Annotated in this window: 11 protein-coding genes; 7 read left to right on the top strand and 4 right to left on the bottom strand. The window is 68.3% G+C overall.

Annotated elements, in window-relative coordinates; translation table 11 throughout:
• From KV110_RS22865 to KV110_RS22880, 4 genes are read right to left on the bottom strand one after another with little or no spacing between them, the layout of a single operon-like run.
• Positions 1-1143 (bottom strand): acyl-CoA dehydrogenase family protein, encoded by a 1143-nt coding sequence (locus tag KV110_RS22865; protein ID WP_218469325.1) that lies wholly within the window; start codon positions 1141-1143, stop codon positions 1-3.
• Between the two features lie 58 nt (positions 1144-1201).
• Complete coding sequence (locus KV110_RS22870; protein ID WP_218469326.1) at positions 1202-2329, bottom strand: Gfo/Idh/MocA family oxidoreductase; 1128 nt, start codon at positions 2327-2329, stop codon at positions 1202-1204.
• On the bottom strand, positions 2326-7311 hold the full coding sequence (locus tag KV110_RS22875; protein WP_218469327.1) for a non-ribosomal peptide synthetase: 4986 nt from the start codon (positions 7309-7311) through the stop codon (positions 2326-2328). Before KV110_RS22875 ends, KV110_RS22870 begins: the two co-directional genes overlap by 4 nt.
• Positions 7308-10748, bottom strand: a complete 3441-nt coding sequence (locus KV110_RS22880; RefSeq protein WP_218469328.1) for a non-ribosomal peptide synthetase — start codon at positions 10746-10748, stop codon at positions 7308-7310. The genes KV110_RS22875 and KV110_RS22880 overlap by 4 nt, the downstream gene beginning before the upstream one ends.
• 282 nt (positions 10749-11030) lie before the next feature.
• On the opposite strand from KV110_RS22880, the gene KV110_RS22885 reads away from it, so the two are divergent.
• The 7 genes from KV110_RS22885 (at position 11031) to KV110_RS22915 (ending at position 18828) form a co-directional block, all read left to right on the top strand.
• A complete protein-coding gene (locus KV110_RS22885; RefSeq protein WP_218469329.1) occupies positions 11031-12242 on the top strand; it encodes a cytochrome P450 in 1212 nt (403 codons plus the stop codon).
• 138 nt (positions 12243-12380) lie between these two features.
• A complete protein-coding gene (locus tag KV110_RS22890; protein WP_218469330.1) occupies positions 12381-13412 on the top strand; it encodes a methyltransferase in 1032 nt (343 codons plus the stop codon).
• A complete protein-coding gene (locus KV110_RS22895; protein ID WP_218469331.1) occupies positions 13409-14632 on the top strand; it encodes a cytochrome P450 in 1224 nt (407 codons plus the stop codon). The genes KV110_RS22890 and KV110_RS22895 overlap by 4 nt, the downstream gene beginning before the upstream one ends.
• On the top strand, positions 14632-15642 hold the full coding sequence (locus KV110_RS22900) for a methyltransferase (RefSeq protein WP_218469332.1): 1011 nt from the start codon (positions 14632-14634) through the stop codon (positions 15640-15642). The genes KV110_RS22895 and KV110_RS22900 overlap by 1 nt, the downstream gene beginning before the upstream one ends.
• 16 nt (positions 15643-15658) lie before the next feature.
• A complete protein-coding gene (locus KV110_RS22905; protein WP_218469333.1) occupies positions 15659-16024 on the top strand; it encodes an MmcQ/YjbR family DNA-binding protein in 366 nt (121 codons plus the stop codon).
• Between the two features lie 69 nt (positions 16025-16093).
• Entirely contained in the window at positions 16094-17806 is a 1713-nt protein-coding gene (locus KV110_RS22910; protein ID WP_218469334.1) for a carbamoyltransferase family protein, read from the top strand.
• A complete protein-coding gene (locus tag KV110_RS22915; RefSeq protein ID WP_218469335.1) occupies positions 17803-18828 on the top strand; it encodes a methyltransferase in 1026 nt (341 codons plus the stop codon). Before KV110_RS22910 ends, KV110_RS22915 begins: the two co-directional genes overlap by 4 nt.
• Positions 18829-18869: the final 41 nt, after the last annotated feature.

Raw genomic sequence — 18869 nt, forward strand, 5'->3', positions numbered from 1 at the left:
TCAGCGCCACACCGCATCGCCTTCCAGCCCGGCCAGCCCCGCACCGAGGGTGCGGAAGAACTCACGCCCGGTCACCGCATGCTGGGTCACGCTGTGGATGTCCCGAAACCGCCTCTGCACCGGTGAACTGTCGAAAACCGAAGAGCCACCGGCGAGTTCGTAGGCGGTGTCGACCACGCTCGCCGCCAGCCGGGTCACCGTCGCACCGGTCGCCCGCAAGGTGAGCCGGTCGACCGGTTCGGGGCTCGGCTCGACCGCGACTCGCGCCTGGTCGGCCAGTAAAGCCTGTGCCGCAACGAGTTTCATCTGCGCTTCCCCGAGCCGGTCCTGGAACACCGGTGACTGTGCCAGTCCCTGCGCGCTGAACGCGGGTCGTTTCACCGCGGCCAGCTCGCAGATTTCGGCCAGCGCACCCGCCGCGATACCCACCGCGACCGCACCGATGACGAAGCCGAGCTGGTCGTTGATGACGAGCCCGTCCTGGCGGCGCACCCCCGCCTCGCCGAGGACCGTGCAACTGTACGACGCCGGACATTGTGTCGCGGCGGCCCGGACGTCGTGGCTGCCGGTGCCACGCAAGCCCAAGGACTGCCATGTGTCGATCACCTTGGCCGCGGCAGTCGGCACCACCATCATGCGCATCACCGGACGTTGCGCGGTATCCAATAGCGGCTTGCCGTCTTCGAAGACGACGCAGTGCAGGTAGAACCACTCGGCGTAGCGGCACCCGCTGACGAACGGCCACCGTCCGGTCACCCGCCAGCCGTCGGCCACCTCGACCGCGGCACCCTTCGGGGCGAGCGCTCCCGCGCCGATGACATCCGGTCCGGCAGCGTAGATCTCGTCGAATGACGCGTCCGGCAGCAGGCCGAAGATCAGCGGCGCCGAACTCAGCACGGCGACCAGCCACCCGGCAGCGCCGTCCGCCCGCGCGACCCGCTCGATGACACGCAGTGCGTCCGGCAGGCCGATATCGGCTCCGCCGTGCGAGCGTGGCACGAGCATCCGGAAGCACCCGGCGGCGGTCAGCTCGGCGAACAGATCGTCCGGAAGTTGGCGCGCGCGTTCGGCTTCGCCCGCACGCTTGGCGATATGCGGCAGCACGCTGTCGAGGTTCTCCAGAATCCGGGCTGATGATTCCATCACTGCTCCTGTCGGGTCGCGCACCGAAAACCGGGCGCCCGGCGGCGGGCCCTTGGTGTCATCGCAGCGCCTCCGCCGGGTCGCTGTGCTGGGCGGCGTCGGCGATGTCCCGCAGGTCGTCGGCGGACAACCGGTGCACCGGGCCGAACCGCACCGGCGCGGGCGGGCCGAGCCGAGCCGCGACGTCCTGCCAGATCCGGCACAGGGCAAGGTGATATTGCCCCTCCCGCAACAGATCCGAACCGGCGGCCGCGCTGATCCAGGCGTGCGCCATGGCGCGCCCAGCGGCCGCGGGCCAGACCTTGCCGTACAGAGCGCGATAGTCGACCGGTTCCGGGGCGACCATGATCGTCGGGGTCGGCTGGTCAACCTCGGACGCATCGAACGCGCCGTGCCGAGGGAACCAGGGGCGCGGGCTCCACATCGTGGGGCCGTCCGTGCTCAGCATCGTCAGGTTTCCGCCCTCGGTGCCGAGGCAGATGCGGTGCAGCAGGTGCGCGTGCCGGTCGGGATCGCCCGCGTCCAGCTCGTTGTGCACCCGCAGCGTCACCGGGACCCCGGCCAGCACGCCGTGCAAACTGCGAAAGGGGGCGCCGGCCGGGGCCTCGGGAACCGGTGCCGGGTCGGCGAATTCGCACGGTCGTACGCCGCCGACCATCCGGGCGAGAATGTCGAGCAGGGCATAGGCCACTTGAAAGCCGCATGCCGCGTCGAGGTACACCGGCCGCTGGCGGCGCAGCAGGGCTCGGGTCATAGCGATGGTGGCGCGCACGACCGGCAGCTGCGGGTAGAAGGTGGTGAGCTGGTAGCCGACACCATTGCGGCGGGCGGTGCGCAGGCACTCGGCCAACTCGTCGTGATGTACCGGATGTTCTTGCAGCACAGGGATACCGCGAGCCATCAGTTCGAGGGCGAGCGTGGTTCCTGGCCCGCCGAGCAGTCCGGAGCGGATCACCACGCACGCCATATCGATGCTTGCCGGTAGCTCGTCGACCGTCTTGAACAGGGGAACGCCGAACTCGCTTGCGCAGTCGAGTGATTCCGGACTGCCGCGCGCGAGGATGCCTGCCAGCTGCAAGGGAAAGCCCGGCTGCCGAAACGCTTCCAGGTAGGTTCGACCGAAACCGGTGCCGCACACCAGTGTCCGGGGCGCACCGCCGGTCGCGCCCGCCGGAACGGCGGTCACGACGGTGCGGCTTCCACGATGTGCAGCTCACCGAGGCAGCGGCCGGTCCAGTAGGCGATGGTGTCCGACCACGCCAGGTCGGACTCGCCGTCGCGCACCAGCATGAGATCGCCCGCGTATACACGGGCTTCGAATCCGTCGAGTGCGTCGGCGGCGGGCCCGGCGACAAAGGCGTCGGGATGGCTCATTCCGATCGCGGTGACGCTGTTCACCCGCGCGCCTGCCTCGGCGAGGGCGCAGGCGGTCTCGACGGCGAGCAGGCCGCCGAAACCTAGTCCTACGAGCTGGAATTGGTCGATGCCGCGGTCCAGCAGCGTGGCCGCGCACTCGTCGGCGAGCGGAGTCACCCGCCCGGCGTCCGGGCCGCAGACGGCCGCGAACACCGCACCGGCTCGGTAGCCGTCGGGCAGCTGTCCGGTGTCGTCGGCGAACAGGACGGTCGCTGATTCGCTGTCGGGCGGGCCTAGGATCTGCCGCAATTCCAGGCGTGGCCCGGTGGGCCCCGTATCGACCGTGTCGAGCGCCGCGATCTCGGCGGCCATGCCCGCGACCGTTTGCGCGGTCAAGATCATTCGCAGCAGGTCGTCGAAAAGGATCGGCTCGGCGGCGGGCACGGTCTCCCCCACCAGCCGGGCGAGCCGAGCGGCGACGAGCGAATCGCCGCCGAGTTCGAAGAAGTTCTGGTTGCGTCCGACGGTGTCGCGGCGCAACGCCTGCGCCCATCGGCTCGCCAGCTGTGTTTCCAACTCGGACCCGCGTTCCTCGTCGAGGGCGGCGGACCGGTCGGTTGTCCGGTGCGGCAGCCACGATTCGAGCGTTCGCTGATCGACCTTGCCGTTCCCGGTCAGCGGCAGCGCATCGATCACCTGTAGTTCGGACGGCACCATGTGGTCGGGCAGGCGCTGTCGCAGATAATCGGTGAGTTCACCGGTGTCGATCCGCGCGCGGTCCGGTTTGGCCTGTGCGGCGAATACCGCGATGCCGAGTCCGGCGACCGCCGCGTCGGACTCCGGCAGCTGCCGCACATTCCGGAAACCCGCTCGGCCGAGGGCCCGTTGCCACTGCTCCGTACCGAGAAAGACCTCGTCCCGGCCACCGCGCTCGTCGACGATGTCGTCGGCGTGCCCGAGTAACAGTTCGAGGGAGATCATCACGTGCGGGTGATCGCGCGTCATCTCGGACAACAGCAGCCAGCCCCCGGGGGCGAGCAGTTCGCCGAGGCGGCGCAGCACGCCGTCGATGTCCCTGGTCGCGTGCAGCACATCGGCCGCGACGATCACGTCGACGGTATTGGGCGCGAAACCCTGTGGGCGATAATCCTGTTCGAGGTCGAACACGGCCATCCGCAACCACGGTGCGGCACCGAGCCGTTGCCGCGCGTCGCCGAGGAAGAACGTCGACAGATCGGTGAACAGGTAGTCGATGTCGCGGTCGGCGGCCGTCTCGATCCGCCCGCGCGCGGAGCCGCCACCGCCGCCGCCCACCTCGAGCACCCGCAACCGGCGACCGGACGGCCAGGCCGCGATGAGGTGCCGCAGCGCGGCATCCACTCGCGCGGTCGCGCCCCTGCTGCCTGCCGAACACGAGTAGACGGCCTCGGCCACGTCGGAACGTCCCTGTGGAAACAACAGACCGAGCGGGTCTTGCGCGCCGGTGAGCAGGTCGGGCAGCTTGTCGGCGGACGCACGGACGTAGCGGGTCAGCTCCGCTTCGCCGAATCGATAGGCCATGCGGGCGATTCGATCCCACCGCGGTTCGTCCTCGGGCGGAGCTGCGGACACGTACTCGCCGTTTTCCACGCGCAGTCGACCGGACCGGACGAGCGTCCGCAGCCAGCGCCGAACCAGCCTGGCATGTTCGGGCCGCACGGCGGCGGTGATCTGCTCGGCCCGGTGCCGGTCGGTGATCGAATCGAAGAACCCCAGAGTGCGCAGCGTCGACCACATCACCGCGATTGCCTTCGCGGTGAGTGCCGAGTAGTACTCCGCGTACTCGGCCGGATCAGTGTCCGCGCTGGGCGTTTCGGCCGCGGCAGGCAGACCCGCCGAACCCGCCGTCTCAACCGCACCGGGCAGCGTTGCCGCCGTGACGAATGCGGCGAGCCGCCGATCCTGCCGGTCGCCGCCGGCTACCAGTGCGGCACCGGACACCGCTGGATGGGTGGCCAGGCAATATTCGATCTCGGCCAGTTCGATCCGGTGGCCGCGGACCTTCACCTGCCGATCCTCCCGGCCGAGGAACTCGATGACGCCGTCGTCGCGGAAGCGCCCGAGATCACCGGTGCGGTAGTGCCGTACGCCGGTCTCGGGATCCTCGATGAACCTTTCGGCGGTGCGCCGCGGGTCGCCGAGATAGCCGAGGGCGACGCCCGCACCACCGATGTACAGCTCGCCGGTCGTCCAGTCGGGACATGATTGCCCGAAATCGTCTAGGACGTCCACGGTTTGGTTCGTCAGCGGCGTTCCGTACGGGATGCTGCGCCACGACTTCGACCCGTCCTCGATCGGGAAGCAGATCGACCACACCGCGGCTTCGGTCGCACCGCCGAGACTCACGATGGACAGGCCCGGTAGCCGGGTGCGGAGGCGATCGGGCAGTTCGACGGGAATCCAATCACCGGAGAGCAAGGCAAGACGCAGCGCGGACAGATCGCACTCGACGCCGGAATCCAGGTAGTAGTCCAGCATCTGCAACTGCGCGGGCACCGAATTCCAGACCGTGACTCCGCATTCGGCGATCAGCTCGGCCCAATGCGCCGGATCGCTGCGGCGCTCCGGCGCGGGCAGCACGAGGGTGCCGCCGACCGCGAGGGTGCCGAAGATGTCGTACACGGACAGATCGAAACCCAGCTGAGCCAGCCCGAGCACCCGATCAGCGGCGGTGACCTGGAACCGCCGGTTGATGTCGTCAAGGGTGTTGACGGCGGCCCGGTGACTGATCATCACGCCCTTGGGGCGTCCGGTGGAACCGGAGGTGTAGATGACATAGGCGAGGTCTCCGGGATCGCGGCGGTGCCGTTCGGCGCGCGGCTGTTCGAGCGGCACGGGTGCCGTCGTGTCGACGACGAGCCAGGTCGTGCCGTCCGACTCGTCGGGCTCGATCCAGGGTTGGGTAAGTACCTGCCGCACACCGGCATCGGCGAGGATGTCCCGGCGCCGCATCGGCGGCTGGCTGGTGTCCACCGGCAGGTACGCACCGCCCGCCAGCAGGATGCCGAGCACGGCGACGACCTGCGCCGCACCCTTGTCCATCACCACGGCCGCGAGCTCACCGGGATCGAAACCATTGTCCTGCAGTGCATTCGCTACTGCAGCCGCGCGATCGCACAACTGCCTGTAGGTCAGTGTCTGCCGCGTATCGACGACTGCGACGCCATCCGGTGTCCGCGCCGCCTGAGCGAACACACCCTCGTGCAGCAGCGCGCCGGACAGTGGGGCCGACGGCCGAACGGCGGCCCGGCAGCGCTGTTGTGCGGCGGGCAGCGGGATCGGGTGGTGCTGACGCCAGATGTCCGGTCCGGTAGACATCCGGCGCAGCAGCGCCGCGAAGGCATCGAACATGTCGTCGACCACGTCGTCGCGCAGCACACCCTCGCGGATGTCCCAGTTGATCGCGACACCGTCGCGGCGCGGCAGCACCTGACAGTCGATCCAGACCTGCGGGGTCTGGGTGATGCCGTAGCCGAATTCGCCGACTCCCGCGGTGTCGGCGTCCGCGCCGAGGCCGAGGGCACTCGTGAAAACCACTGGGAAAAGGACGGATTCGCCGTGCGCGCGGCGAGCCAGCTCTCTGGTCACGTCCAAGCCGGTGAATCGCCGATGGTCCATATCCGACCACAGCTGGGCCTGCGCCGCCGCCACCCGCCCGGCGAGACTGCTGCCCTCCGGTGGCGCGATCGCCAGCAGGTTCGTCGAGGTGAAGTCACCGACGAGGGCACCGACCTGCGGGTGCAGGGGATAGCGGTTGAGCATGGTCACCGTCAGCGTGAACGACCGATGTCGGCTCCATCGGCCGATGGTTTCGGCATACGCGCCGAGTAGCGCACCCGAATCCGTGACGGCCGACTCGGCAGCGTACGCGCGCAAGGCCGTCCATTCGGCGGCGCTCAAAGCCGTTGACCTGCGCCGGAATCGAGGCGACAGGCCAGGCGCGGCTGGGTCGCTCATCGCCAGCTCGGGCGCGGGCGGCAGGGTGTCGATCCGGCTGAGCCAGTAGGCGCGGTCGCGTTGATACTCGATCGTGTGCTGCTTGTCCGCTGTGGCCAGGACATAGTCCCGGAACGTGATGTCGAGGGCGGGCAGGGTGGTTTCCGGATCGGTGTACAGCAGGTGCAATTCGGCAAGCAGGCGTTGGGTACTGGCGAAGTCGGCGATCAACAGGTCGATAGAGAAGTGCAGGATGCTGGTCTCCTCGGCCAGGGTCACCCGCAACTCGAACAACGGCCAGACGCCAGGGTCGTGCATCTGATGGCTCATCTCGGCCCTGGCCGCCGCGACGGCCACGGCAGCGCCGTCGACGGTGCCGCGCACGTCCACGACCCGGATCCGGTAGTCGGGCACGCTCGGTAGCACCCGCTGCGAACCGTCGGCGTCGATGACCGCACGCAGCATGTCGTGGCGTCGAACGAGGTGTTGCCACGCGCGTTGCAAACGATCGAAATCCAAGTGTGGGAACGGGATTTCGCCGTAACCGTGGCAGGCAACACCACCGTAGTCGAACAGCGTGTAGCGGCCGAGGAGGTAGGCCGACTGGACGTCGGTCAGGGGGAACGGTAGGTGCCGCGCGTCGGGATCGGGCACCAGGGCCAGTTCGGGCCCGTCGCGCAATTGCGCGATGACCGCTGCCCGGCACTCCCGCAGCCGATCGCGCCGATCGGTGGTCATCGCGCCCTTCGGCGCGCGGAAACGCAGTGCCCCCGATTCCTCCCACAGGGTGATGCCCGCCGCCTCGAATTCGACGATGAGCTCCGCGACCGTCGTCATACGGTCCCCTCCTCGAATGCCGTCGTCCGCCCGGCCAGCTCGGCATCGATGATTGCCGCCTGCTCACCAACGGTGTTGGCGCTATACAGCTTTCGCAACGTCATGGCCACCCCGAAATGCCGGTTCAGTGCCTCGACGAGGCGGGTGGCGGTCAGGCTGTCGCCGCCAGCGACGAAGAAACTGATCCCGCGATCGGGCAGTGCGCTCGACAGCACCCGCGCCCATATCTCGCAGATCGTCTGCTCGGTAGGTGTCACCGGTGCGGTGGTCGGCGGCGGCAATTCGATCTCGTCGCGCTCGTGCCCGGCGGCGATCGCCGCACGGTCGATCTTTCCGTTGCCGCTGACCGGCAGCCGGTCCACGACGACGATCCGGTCCGGCAGCATGGCGCTCGGCAGGCGATCGACCATGTTCGATCGAACCCGGGCTGGATCGAGTTCGGGATCAGCGGACGTCACCGTCGCGACAAGCCGCCGATGCGGTGACCCGACGACCGAAACGACGGCGCGGGTGATCTGATCGTCGGCCTCCAGCGCGGCTTCGATTTCGCCGATCTCGATGCGGTGACCGCGGATCTTGATCTGCTGGTCCCGGCGACCGAGGAAGACGAGGGTGCCGTCGGGTAGGTAGTGGCCGATGTCGCCGGTGCGGTACCAGCGCTCGCCGTGGTGGGTGACAAAGGAATGCGCGGTCAGGTCGGGGGCGTTGCGGTATCCGCGCGCGACTCCTGTTCCGCCGATCCACAATTCGCCGGGGACCCAGTCCGGGCGATCCCGGCCTCGCTCGTCCACCACCCGGTACTGCTGATTGCGCAGCGGGAAGCCGTATGGAATGGACTTCCACTCCGGCGCCACCGTGCCGACCTCGAAACTGTTGGACCAGATCGCTGCCTCGGTGGCCCCGCCGAGCGCCACGAACCGGCAGTGCGGCACCTGCGCGGCCAACCGGCCGGGCAGGTCCAGGCCCACCCAATCGCCGGAAACCAGTGCCAGCCGCAAACTCTCGCCCAACGGTAGCCGATCGCCGACGACCAGCAGCATGTCGAGCAAGGCCGGTACCGAATTCCAGACCGTGACGCGGTGTCGCCGGACCAGCTCAGCCAGCACCGCCGCGTCGCGACGGTCCTGTTCATCGATGAGGACCAGCGCCGCACCGGCCGAGAGCGCACCGAAGATGTCGTAGACGGACAGGTCGAAGTCGAGCGCCGACACGGCGAGCATGCGGTCGTCCGCACCGATGCCGTACCGGGAGTTGATGTCGTCGACCGTGTTCGCCGCCGCCAGGTGGGATACCTCAACACCCTTCGGTTCGCCGGTGGAACCGGAGGTGTAGATCACGTATGCGGGTGCCGCCTGCGAGGTCCGCGCAGGCTCATCGATCGGCGGCCAACTGGCGGCATCCCCGATGTCGAGGGTCTGCGCGGGAGCCGCCCAGGTCGGCCCCGCCGCGTCCACCAGCACCCACCGCGCCTGCGCACCGGCACGGATTCGCTCGCGGCGCGCTACGGGTTGATCTATCCCAACCGGGACAAAGACCCCGCCTGCGGCAAGCACCCCGAGCACAGCGGCGATCTGGCCCGGTCCCCGCGCCACGTTGACGATGACGGGTTCCCCGGTCGCGAGCCCCTTGCCCCGCAGCATCGCGGCAATGCCGCGCGCCAGGTGCGCGAGTTCGCCGTAGGACGTGACCGACTCGCCGAACCAGAGGGCGGGCCGCTGCGGCGACTCGGCCGCCCGCTCGAAGAATCGTTCGTGCAGTAGCCAGGCCGGGGATGGTCCCTCGGTCGCGTTCACCCGAGCCCGCACTTCGGCCTGCGCGCCGGGCAGCAGTTCGGGGATGAGCCGATCCCAGTCCACGTCCTGCTGCCCCAACCAGCGCAGCAGGCGCAGATAGGCGGCGAACATCTCGTCGACTACGCCCGGCTGGAACAGTTCCTCGACCACGTCCCAGTTGATCAACAGGCCACCGTCGTGTTCGGTCACCTGCTGGTCCAGCCAGACCTGCGGCGTTTGGGACGAGGTCCACACCGGCTGTCCGAAACAGGACCGCACGTTCCTGCCATACAGCTCACCCATGCCGACGGCGCTGGTGAACACCACGGGCGCAATCGATGCCGTGCCAGGACGCTCACGCATGATGTCGCGCACGACATCGAGTCCGGTGTAGGCGGTGTTCGCCAGATCGGCGTGCAACTGACGCTGCAACCCGGCGGCGTGCTCGGCGAAGGTGTGCGGCACGGCGCAATCGACTTGCAGCAGCACAATATTGGTGAAATCGCCGACGACCCGCCCGATGTCGGGATGCACCGGCTCACGGTCGAACACCGGCAGGTTCAACAGAAAGCGGGATTCCTCGCTCCACATCGCGATGACCTCCGCGAACGCGGTGGCCAGCACGACCGGCAGCGTCAGCCCCGCGGCCTTGGCCCGTTTCGCGAGCACGTCCTTCTCGGTGGCGTTCAACCAATGGTGGCTGCGCCCGGATGTGCCCCGGCTCAACCGCTCCGGATCGACGGCAAGGGGCAGCCGAGGCGGACCGGGCAGCTGCGCGATTCGCTGCTGCCAGTAGGCCTGCGCGCGGCTGCGCTCGGCAGCACGCCGGTCACCGAGTTCGGCCAGATACTGCGCGAAGCCGTATTCCACCGGCGGCAACGATGCCGCCGGGTCTCGGTAGAGCGTCGCGAGTTCGTCGAGGATGACCTGAAAACTCGTGGCATCCGCGATGAGCATGTCGATGTTCAGGTGCAGCCGCGTCCGGCCGTCCGGCAGCAATGACAACCGGACGTCGAACACCTCGCCCCGTGCGTTGTCCATCCGCAGGCTCGCGAGCCGGGCACGCAGCACGGCGAGTTCGTGATCGACTGCCGCGCAATTTAACTCACGCAGGTCGTGCACGATGACGCCGGGCCACGGGCTGTCCGGCAGCACCCGTTGCCGCCCGTCGTCCAGGAACACCGCACGCAACATCGGGTGCCTATGCACCAGCAGCCGCATCGCCTGTTCGAGCCGGTCCGCTACGACGCCGTGGCCGTCGAGCTCGGCGTAGTAGTGGGCGTTGACATCACCGAGCGCCGACCCGCCCGCGCTGCCGATCCAGTACGCCTGCTGCATCGGCGCGAGATCGAACGGCTCGGTGTCGCGGACCGGCGTCGAGGTGGATGGTGTTCCGTTGGTATGGGATTCGCGCACCAACTGCCACCAAGCGGCGACGGTCGGCGTCTCGATCAGCTCGGCGAAGGTGACCTCGACGCCGTGCGTACGCAACGCACTGGCGACATGCATCAATCGGAGCGAATCGATACCGAGGGCGATGAGATCGGCACTGTCGGAGTAGGCAGCGGGTAGTTGCGCGGCCGAGTCGTCTTCTCGCAACTGCCGCGCCACGATCCGACGCACCGTTTCGATCGTGACAGTTCCGGTTTGGCTACGCTCACTCACGACACAATCTCAATTCACGTCGTTTCCCGAAACGGAAACGACCAACGGGGTTTGACATAGGCGATTTCGAACACCGAAGCCTCCCCCGACAGGACGCCTGCGCCGAGACACACAGCCCTATTCAACCCGTCGCAGCGAATATGAGATGCCGCCCGCGAATAGTGCGTTCGACGATTTCCGCCGTCCCGCTGGCGGGACAGGTCAACGCGCCACGCCAACCGTCCGGCCGAATATCGGCCGCGCTCTTGCGAGGTTTCTGTCCGCGCGTCGACAGTGATCGGCATGCGAGAGGTTCGGTCCGAACTGGCCCCACGTTTCGACACGTCGAGTCCGGCGCTGCGGGAGAATCCGTACCCGGCTTATGCCAGGTTTCGCGCGGCCGGACCATTGTGCCGTGGCGGGCCCGCGCAGTGGGTGGTCACGCGGTATGCCGATGTCGCGAATCTGCTCAAGGATCACCGGCTCGGCAGCCAGTTCCCGGAGGAATACCACCGGTTCTCCCTCGGCGACGGCCCGGCGACAGAATTCCTGCGGCGGGTCATCCTGCATCGGGATCGGCCCGACCACACCGTGTTACGCCGTTTGACGGGCAGCGCCTTCGGGCCCGGACTGGTGCGCACCATGCACGAGTGGATCGAGCGACTGGTCGACGACCTGCTCGCGGACGCCCGCGAGCGCGCCGAGATCGACGCGGTGACCGATCTCGGCTATCTGCTTCCGGTCCTGGTCATCTGCGAACTGCTCGGTATCCCGGCTGACGACCGCGACGCTATTCGACCGCGGGCGTTCGATCTCGGCAAGGCATTCTCGACCAGCGTCGGCGCGGCCGACCGGGCGGCGGCCGATGACGCCGTGGTCTGGCTGCGCGATTACCTGGACAACCTGCTGGCGCAGCGGCGTCGCAGTCCCGGTGACGATCTGCTCTCCCGCATGCTCACCGCCGAAGACGACGGACGCCGCCTCACCCACGAAGACATCGTCGACAACGCCGTCTTCCTCTTCTTCGCCGGCTTCGAAACCACCACCAGCCTCATCGCCACCGGCTCCGCCGCACTCCTCCAACACCCCGACCAACTCGCACTACTCCGCCGACAACCCACCCACATACCCCACGCCATCGAAGAATTCCTCCGCTACGACGCACCGATTCAGAGCCGGTTGCGACTAGTGCTCGAGCCGTTACGAATCGCGGACCGGACCCTCCGGCCAGGGCGCGTGGTCCTGCTGTCGATCGGCTCGGCCAACCACGACGAACGCCAATTCAGCGACCCCGAGCGCCTCGACGTCACCCGAAATCCGAACCCGCACTTGTCCTTCGGTGGCGGCATCCACTACTGCCTCGGCGCCACCCTCGCCCGCATCGAAGCCACCGTCCTGTTCACCGAACTCATCCAACGATTCCCCACCATCGAGCCGGCAGGCCCCGCGGTCCGCCAACTCGACGGCGCCTTCCGCACCTACAGCGCGGTGCCGATGCGGCTGTTACCACGTTGACCCGCGACGCATCCGGGTTGAGCAATTTCGGTGCTCGGTGGTGCCGCGCCCGGTGGCATGTGCCCTAATCGGAGGTGCTCCGAGAGGCCGTGCCGGGCAACGGTCCTCGACCACGAGATCGTGCGAGGTGTGCTGGCAGTGCCGGATACAACTACCACCAAGGCCAGGAACAGCAGGGCCGCAATGCCCATCGCGACGCTGGCGGCGACCGCGGACTACGCGTTCGCCTTCGCGGTGCGCGCGGCGGCCAGGCTCGGGGTGGCCGATCACCTTGCCGATGGTCAACGGCACGTCACCGAACTCGCCGAAGCCGTTGGTGTGCAACCTGATCCGCTGTACCGGCTACTGCGCGCGCTGGCCGTGAAGGGTATTTTCGCCGAACCGCGGCCTCGGATCTTCGAGCTGACGCCGTCGGCGCAGTTGCTGCGCACCGAGCATCCGTTCTCGCTGCGGGACGTGTATTCCGGCGCCGGTGCCGACGTGCGCGCTTGGGGGGCATTCGATTACAGCCTGCGCACCGGCGCCGCCGCGTTCGAACGGGTGCACGGCTGCGATCTCGCGACCTATCGCAGCCGGAACCCGATCGAGGACGCGGAGCTGGACCGGGCTCAGCACGCGGGCACCCGGCTCGATCTGCTCACCTTGATCCGGGGCTATCCGTGGGCCGCGGCGCGCACCGTCGTCGATGTGGGTGGCGGCACCGGTGCGTTGATTTTCGCGCTGCTGCAACGGTTTTCCGCGATGCGGGGGACGTTGTTCGATCTGCCGCACGTCGTCGCCCAGGCGCGACCGGAGCAGTACGGTGCCGATGTCGCCGCGCGCTGTGTGCTGGTGGGTGGTGATTTCTTCGACTCGGTGCCCGCCGGAGCCGATCTGTACGTCCTCAAGACCGTTGTCGGCGGATGGGACGACGAGCACGTCGTCGCGATCCTGCGTACTGTCCGCGCCGCGATGCGCCAGGACAGCACGCTGCTCGTGCTCGAGCCGATCATGGGTTACGGCGAGGAGTTCACTCTGGGCAATGTCGTCCACCTGCGCACGCTGCTGCTGTACGGCGGACTGGATCGCACGATGGACGACTACGAACGCCTGCTCGCGAGTGCGCGATTGCGCCCGACGCAGGTGATCCCCCGGGTGACCCTGCCGATCGTCGAGGTGGTCGCGCAGTGACGACCGAGCGAATATTGCCTGCCCGATTCGATCCGTTTCAGCAGACCGAGCACGACGACCCGGCTCGCCTGTACGCCGAGATGCGCGCCGCGGGCGCCGTCTGCCGTGGCGGACCCGCCCAGTGGTTGATCCCGCGCTACCAGGAAGTGTCCCGGCTGCTGCGCGACGCCAGGCTCGGCCAGTTCCAGTTCGCGGACGCCTACCGGCTCTTCCCCGCCACCCTGCGCCAGTCCCTCGGCGACGGCCCGGCGAACAGCTTCACCCAGCGCGTGGTCGCCGGGCTCGATCGGCCCGCGCACGGGCCGGTCCGGCGGTTGCTCGCGGAATCGTTCACCTCCGCGCGGGTGCAGGCCATGTCCGACCGGATCTCGAGTCGGGCAGGCGAACTCCTCGACGCCGCCGCCGACACCGGTGGCTTCGACGCCGTCGAGGACTTGGCGTTTCCGCTGCCGCTGACCATCCTCGGCGAACTGCTGGGGATCGCGCCCGACGAGCGGGAGCTGGTCGGGCATCAGGTGCTCGAGCTCGCGAAGATCTTCACCGCCGTGCTCTCCGACGAGGATCGCGCCAGCGCCGACGCGGCCGTCACCTGGCTGCGGGATTACGTCGAGCAACTGGTCGCCGCCGGTGCCGGGACCGACACCGTGCTCGACCGCATGGCGCACGCGCAGGCGGCGGGGACGGTCGATCGCGCGCAACTGCTGGACAACGCCATCTTCCTGCTGTTCGCCGGTCTGGAAACCTCCATGACGATGATCTCCAGCCTGTGCGCCGGGCTGCCCCGTCACCAGGATCAACTGAACATCTTGCGCGCCGACCCGGCGCTGGTGCCGTCGGCGGTCGAAGAAGTCCTTCGCTTCGATCCGCCGACCCGGATCACCGGGCGGATCGTGCTGGAACCCGTCCCGGTCGGCGACCGGGTTTTGCGGGCAGGGCGAGTGGTTTTCCTGCTCATCGCCTCGGCGAATCGCGACGAGCGCCAGTTCCGCGCCCCCGAGACGTTCGACGTCACCCGCCGTCCGAACCCGCATCTGAGCTTCGGTTCCGGCATGCACTACTGCGTCGGCGCCGGACTCGCCCGCCTCGAAGGCGCCATTGTGCTGCGGCAGCTGCTGGAACGTTTTGCCGTGTTCGAGCCGGACGGTGAGCCGGTGCTGGCCGGGTCCGCGACTTTGCGGTCCTACCAGCACGTCCCGGTACGCGTGGGAAGGAGCCGGTGATGCGACGACCAGCGGTGGACCGGCTCGATCTGCGGTCGATCATCGACCTGACCGAATTGGCCGACGACGTAAGCCCTTTCACGCTGCGGGCGCTGTGCACCCTCGGAGTCGCCGACGAACTGGGCAACGGTCCTCGATCGGTGGCCGACCTGGCGCGGGCGCTCGACGCGCACGCGCCGTCGCTGTGGCGCGCACTGCGCGCGATGGTGCGCAAGGGCATCTTCGCCGAACCGGAGCCCGGCCTGTTCGAGCTCACCGCGGCGGGTGAATTCCTGCGCGCCGACCATCCGCTGTCCATGGCGACGGCACTGCGCCTCATCCCGTCGGAAATCGCGGCATGGACCGCGCTGGCGGACGGAATAACCTCGGGAACAACTCCTTTCGAGCTCGCCAACGGTACCGACTATTGGACCCATTTGGCCGCGAATCCGGAGCTGGCCCGATGGTTCCACCGATCCCAACGCGACTCGACGCGACTCGAAGCGCTCGCGGTATTGCGCGCGTTCGACTGGGCGAGCGCGGCCACCATCGTCGATGTCGGCGGCGGCGACGGGACCTTCCTCGCCACGCTGCTGAACCGATACCGGGGCTTGCACGGTGTGGTGTTCGACCGTCCCGAGGCCGTCGCGACCGCGCCCGAGGTGCTCGCCGACGTGCGTGAGCGCTGCCGAGTCGAGGCCGGTAGCTTCTTCACCGCACCGATCCCCGCGGGCGCGGATCTCTATGTGCTCAAACGCATTCTGTACGGATGGGACGACGCGAGCGCCACCCGAATTCTCGGCGCGATCCGCACCGCGATGCGACCCGACAGTCGGCTGCTGGTGATCGAACCCATCGCGCTGCCCGGCGACGAGCTCGCACTGCGGATCGACCTGATGATGCTCGTGCTGAGCAGCGGACGGGTGCGCACCGAGCCCGAGCTGGCCGAGCTGCTACGCGGGGCCGGGCTGGAAAGCAGCCGCGTCATCCCCACCAGGATGTACCCGATCCTGGAGGTCAAGCCGGTCTGAGACGACAATGGGCGACATGGCCGACCGAAACCGTCTGCACGCCCGGCTGCGGGAATTCAGCGCGCAACTCCCCGGTGCGCAGGAAGACTTTCCCTGGGGCCGACCGGCGATGAAGGTGAACGGGAAAGTCTTCGTCTTTCTCGGACCCACCGACGGCGCCGAACGCGTCATCGGCGTGAAGCTCGACGAATCCAGGGAACAGGCATTGGCCGTCGACGGCGCGACGCCGGCCCGGCACAATCTCGGGCCGCACGGCTGGGTCACCATCCCGCTGCACGACGGAATGTCCTACGAGATTTTGACCGACTGGGTCGTCGAAAGCTACCGCAATATTGCCTCGAAACACCTTGTCCGCGAGCTCGACAAGCGCGCGGGCGGCTGAAAAACTAATACTCGAGGAATTCTCGATAATTCTTCACCACTCCCCAGCAGGAAGTCAGTGGTTGGTGGAATGTACATCCTCGGATTGAATATCAGCCCGCATGATGCCTCGGCCGCGTTGCTGCGCGACGGCGCCCTGATCTGCCTCATCGAACAGGAACGAATAAGTCGCCGCAAACACGCCGTCTTCGAATCACCGGCCGACGCCGCGCGCGCGTGTCTCGCCGAGGCGGGCATCACGCTCGATTCGGTGGACACGATCGCATTCGGCTGGAATATCGCGGACACACCGCTGTCGGGCAGCAGACGATTCACCCCGGATGGCGTGCGGCGGTGGCTATTTCCCGATCGCAAAGTGACGAGCACCATGCCCGCGCTGGAGTGGGTGCCGCACCACCTCGCCCACGCGGCCAGCTGTTACTACACGTGTGGCGAGGACGATGTCGCGATTCTGGTGGTCGACGGTGCAGGCGAGACACAGGCCACCACGCTGGCGCACGGATCCCGGGGCAACATCGAGATCCTGCAGGAATGGCCGATCAGCCAGTCGCTGGGTTTCTACTACGGATTGGCCTCGCAATGGGCCGGGCTGCACCTGCATTTCGGGCCGGGCAAGCTGATGGGCCTGGCCGGATACGGCAGACCGCAGGCACCGATCGGACTGGAGCGGCGTCCGGATGGTTACTGGATCACCGCCGCGGATGACTCGGTATCGCATCACGCCACCGGAGCCGACCGGTCCAAGGCGATCCGCTTGGAGATCCCCGCGGCCTTCGAACGGTCGGTGACCACCGCCTTCGCCCGGCACTATCCGTTCGTGCCCCGGCATGGCGAAGACGCGCTGTCCTACGCCGATTTCGCGGCGACGGTGCAACACGAGTTGGAGGAGGCGGCGTTCGGCCTCGCGCTGCATGCCAGGAAGCGGATCGCGTCCTCGACGCTGGCGCTGGCCGGCGGCGTGGCGATGAACTGTTCGATGGTCGGCAAGTTGATCCAGAGCCGCATCTACGACCGGATCTACGTCACCCCGGTGGCCACCGATGCCGGGGTGTCGCTCGGCGCCGCGCTGGTCGCCGCGGCCAGGCACCGGCCGTTCGCGCCTACCCACATCGACCATCCGTACTGGCAGTCGGCCATCACCGCGCGGTCCGCGACGGCGGCGGTGGCACCCACCGGGCTGCATTGCCGGGCACTGCCCGAGCCGGACCTCGCCCGCTGCGCCGCGGCCGCCATCGCCGACGGCCGGATCGTAATGTGGGCGCGTGGCCGGGCCGAGATCGGCCAGCGCGCGCTCGGGGCGCGCAGTGTGCTCGCCGATCCGCGCGACCGGCGCACCTGGGAACGCCTCAACACCATCAAGGGCAGGGAGATGTGGCGACCGCTGGCGCCCAGCGTGCTCGCCGAGCACATCCGGGAGATCTTCGAGAGCCCCGTCGATGACCCGGCTCGGTTCATGCTGGCGGCGGCGAGTATCCGGCCCGCCATGCGCCGGGTGATTCCCGCGGTGACCCACGTCGACGGTTCGGCAAGGCCGCAACTGGTCGACCGGGCGACCAACCCGCTGTATTGGTCGCTGATCGAACACTTCCGGCAGTTGACGGGCATTCCGACGGTCGTCAACACGTCGTTCAATCTCGCGGTCGAGCCCATCGTGCACACCGCCGAGGACGCCGTCGCCACCTTCGTACAGTCGGGCGCCGACCTCCTTGTCCTCGACAACCTGATGATCGCCAAGAGCGAGAGCGAGCTCGACACCGTGATCGCCGCAGAGGACGCCCGATGACCGAGCCGGTTCGCCCGCGGCGGCGGGGCAATCTCGCGGAGGCAGCGGATCTGGTGTTCCCGTACGCGGTGCGGGTCGCCGCCACGCTGCGGCTGGCCGACTTCCTGGCCGACGGAGTCTGCGAGCTCACCGACCTGGCCGCCGCTGCGGGGGCCGAACCCGACGCGCTCGGCAGGCTCATGCGATACCTCACCTGCCGCGGCGTGTTCGCCGAGACCGCACCGGACACCTACCGGCTCACTCCGGCGGCACGCATGCTGTGCAGCGACAGCACGGGCAACCTGCGCGCGTTGCTGGATCTCGAAGGTCTCGGCGGGCGCTTGGATCGTCCGATGGCGGGTCTGCTGGAGTCCGTCCGCACCGGTTCGGCGTCGTATCCCGCCATCTTCGGCAAGCCCTTCTGGGACGATCTCGCCGAGCATCCCGAGCTAGGGCAGGCCTTCGACACGATGATGGCGGCGCAGGTCGGCGATGTCGCCACCGAAGTCGCACAAGGCTTTTCGTGGTCCGAGGTCGGGCACGTCGTCGATGTCGGCGGCGGCGCTGGCGCATTGCTGACCGAGCTTTTGCGCACCTATCCCACGCTCACCGGCACACTCGTCGACCTGCCGGGACCCGCGAAGGCGGCGACTCGGGTCTTCGAGGAAGCCGGACTGGCCGATCGCTGCACCGTCGTCGAAGGCAGCTTCTTCGCGCCGCTGCCAACGGGCGGCGACGTGTACGTGCTCTCGGTCGTACTGCACGACTGGGACGACCGGCAGGCCCGCGCGATCCTGCGTAGTTGCGCGCACGCCGCGGGCGCGGGCGGCACCGTGCTCGTCGTCGAGGGACTCGCGGACGGGGATCTGCCGCCTGCCGTGTCCACCACACTCGACCTCCGGATGCTGGTCACGATGGGCGGCAAGGAGCGCACGCACGAGCAGATGCGCACGTTGATCGAATCGGCCGGGCTCACCGTCGTCGCGGCACGCCGGACAGCGACTCGCACGCTCCTCGAATGCCGGACGCGCGGGCCGCGATAGCGGACCATGGACAGTGAACGTTCAGGTTGGCCCGGCCTGTG

This window comes from Nocardia iowensis, assembly GCF_019222765.1.
Classification (GTDB): Bacteria; Actinomycetota; Actinomycetes; order Mycobacteriales; family Mycobacteriaceae; genus Nocardia; species Nocardia iowensis.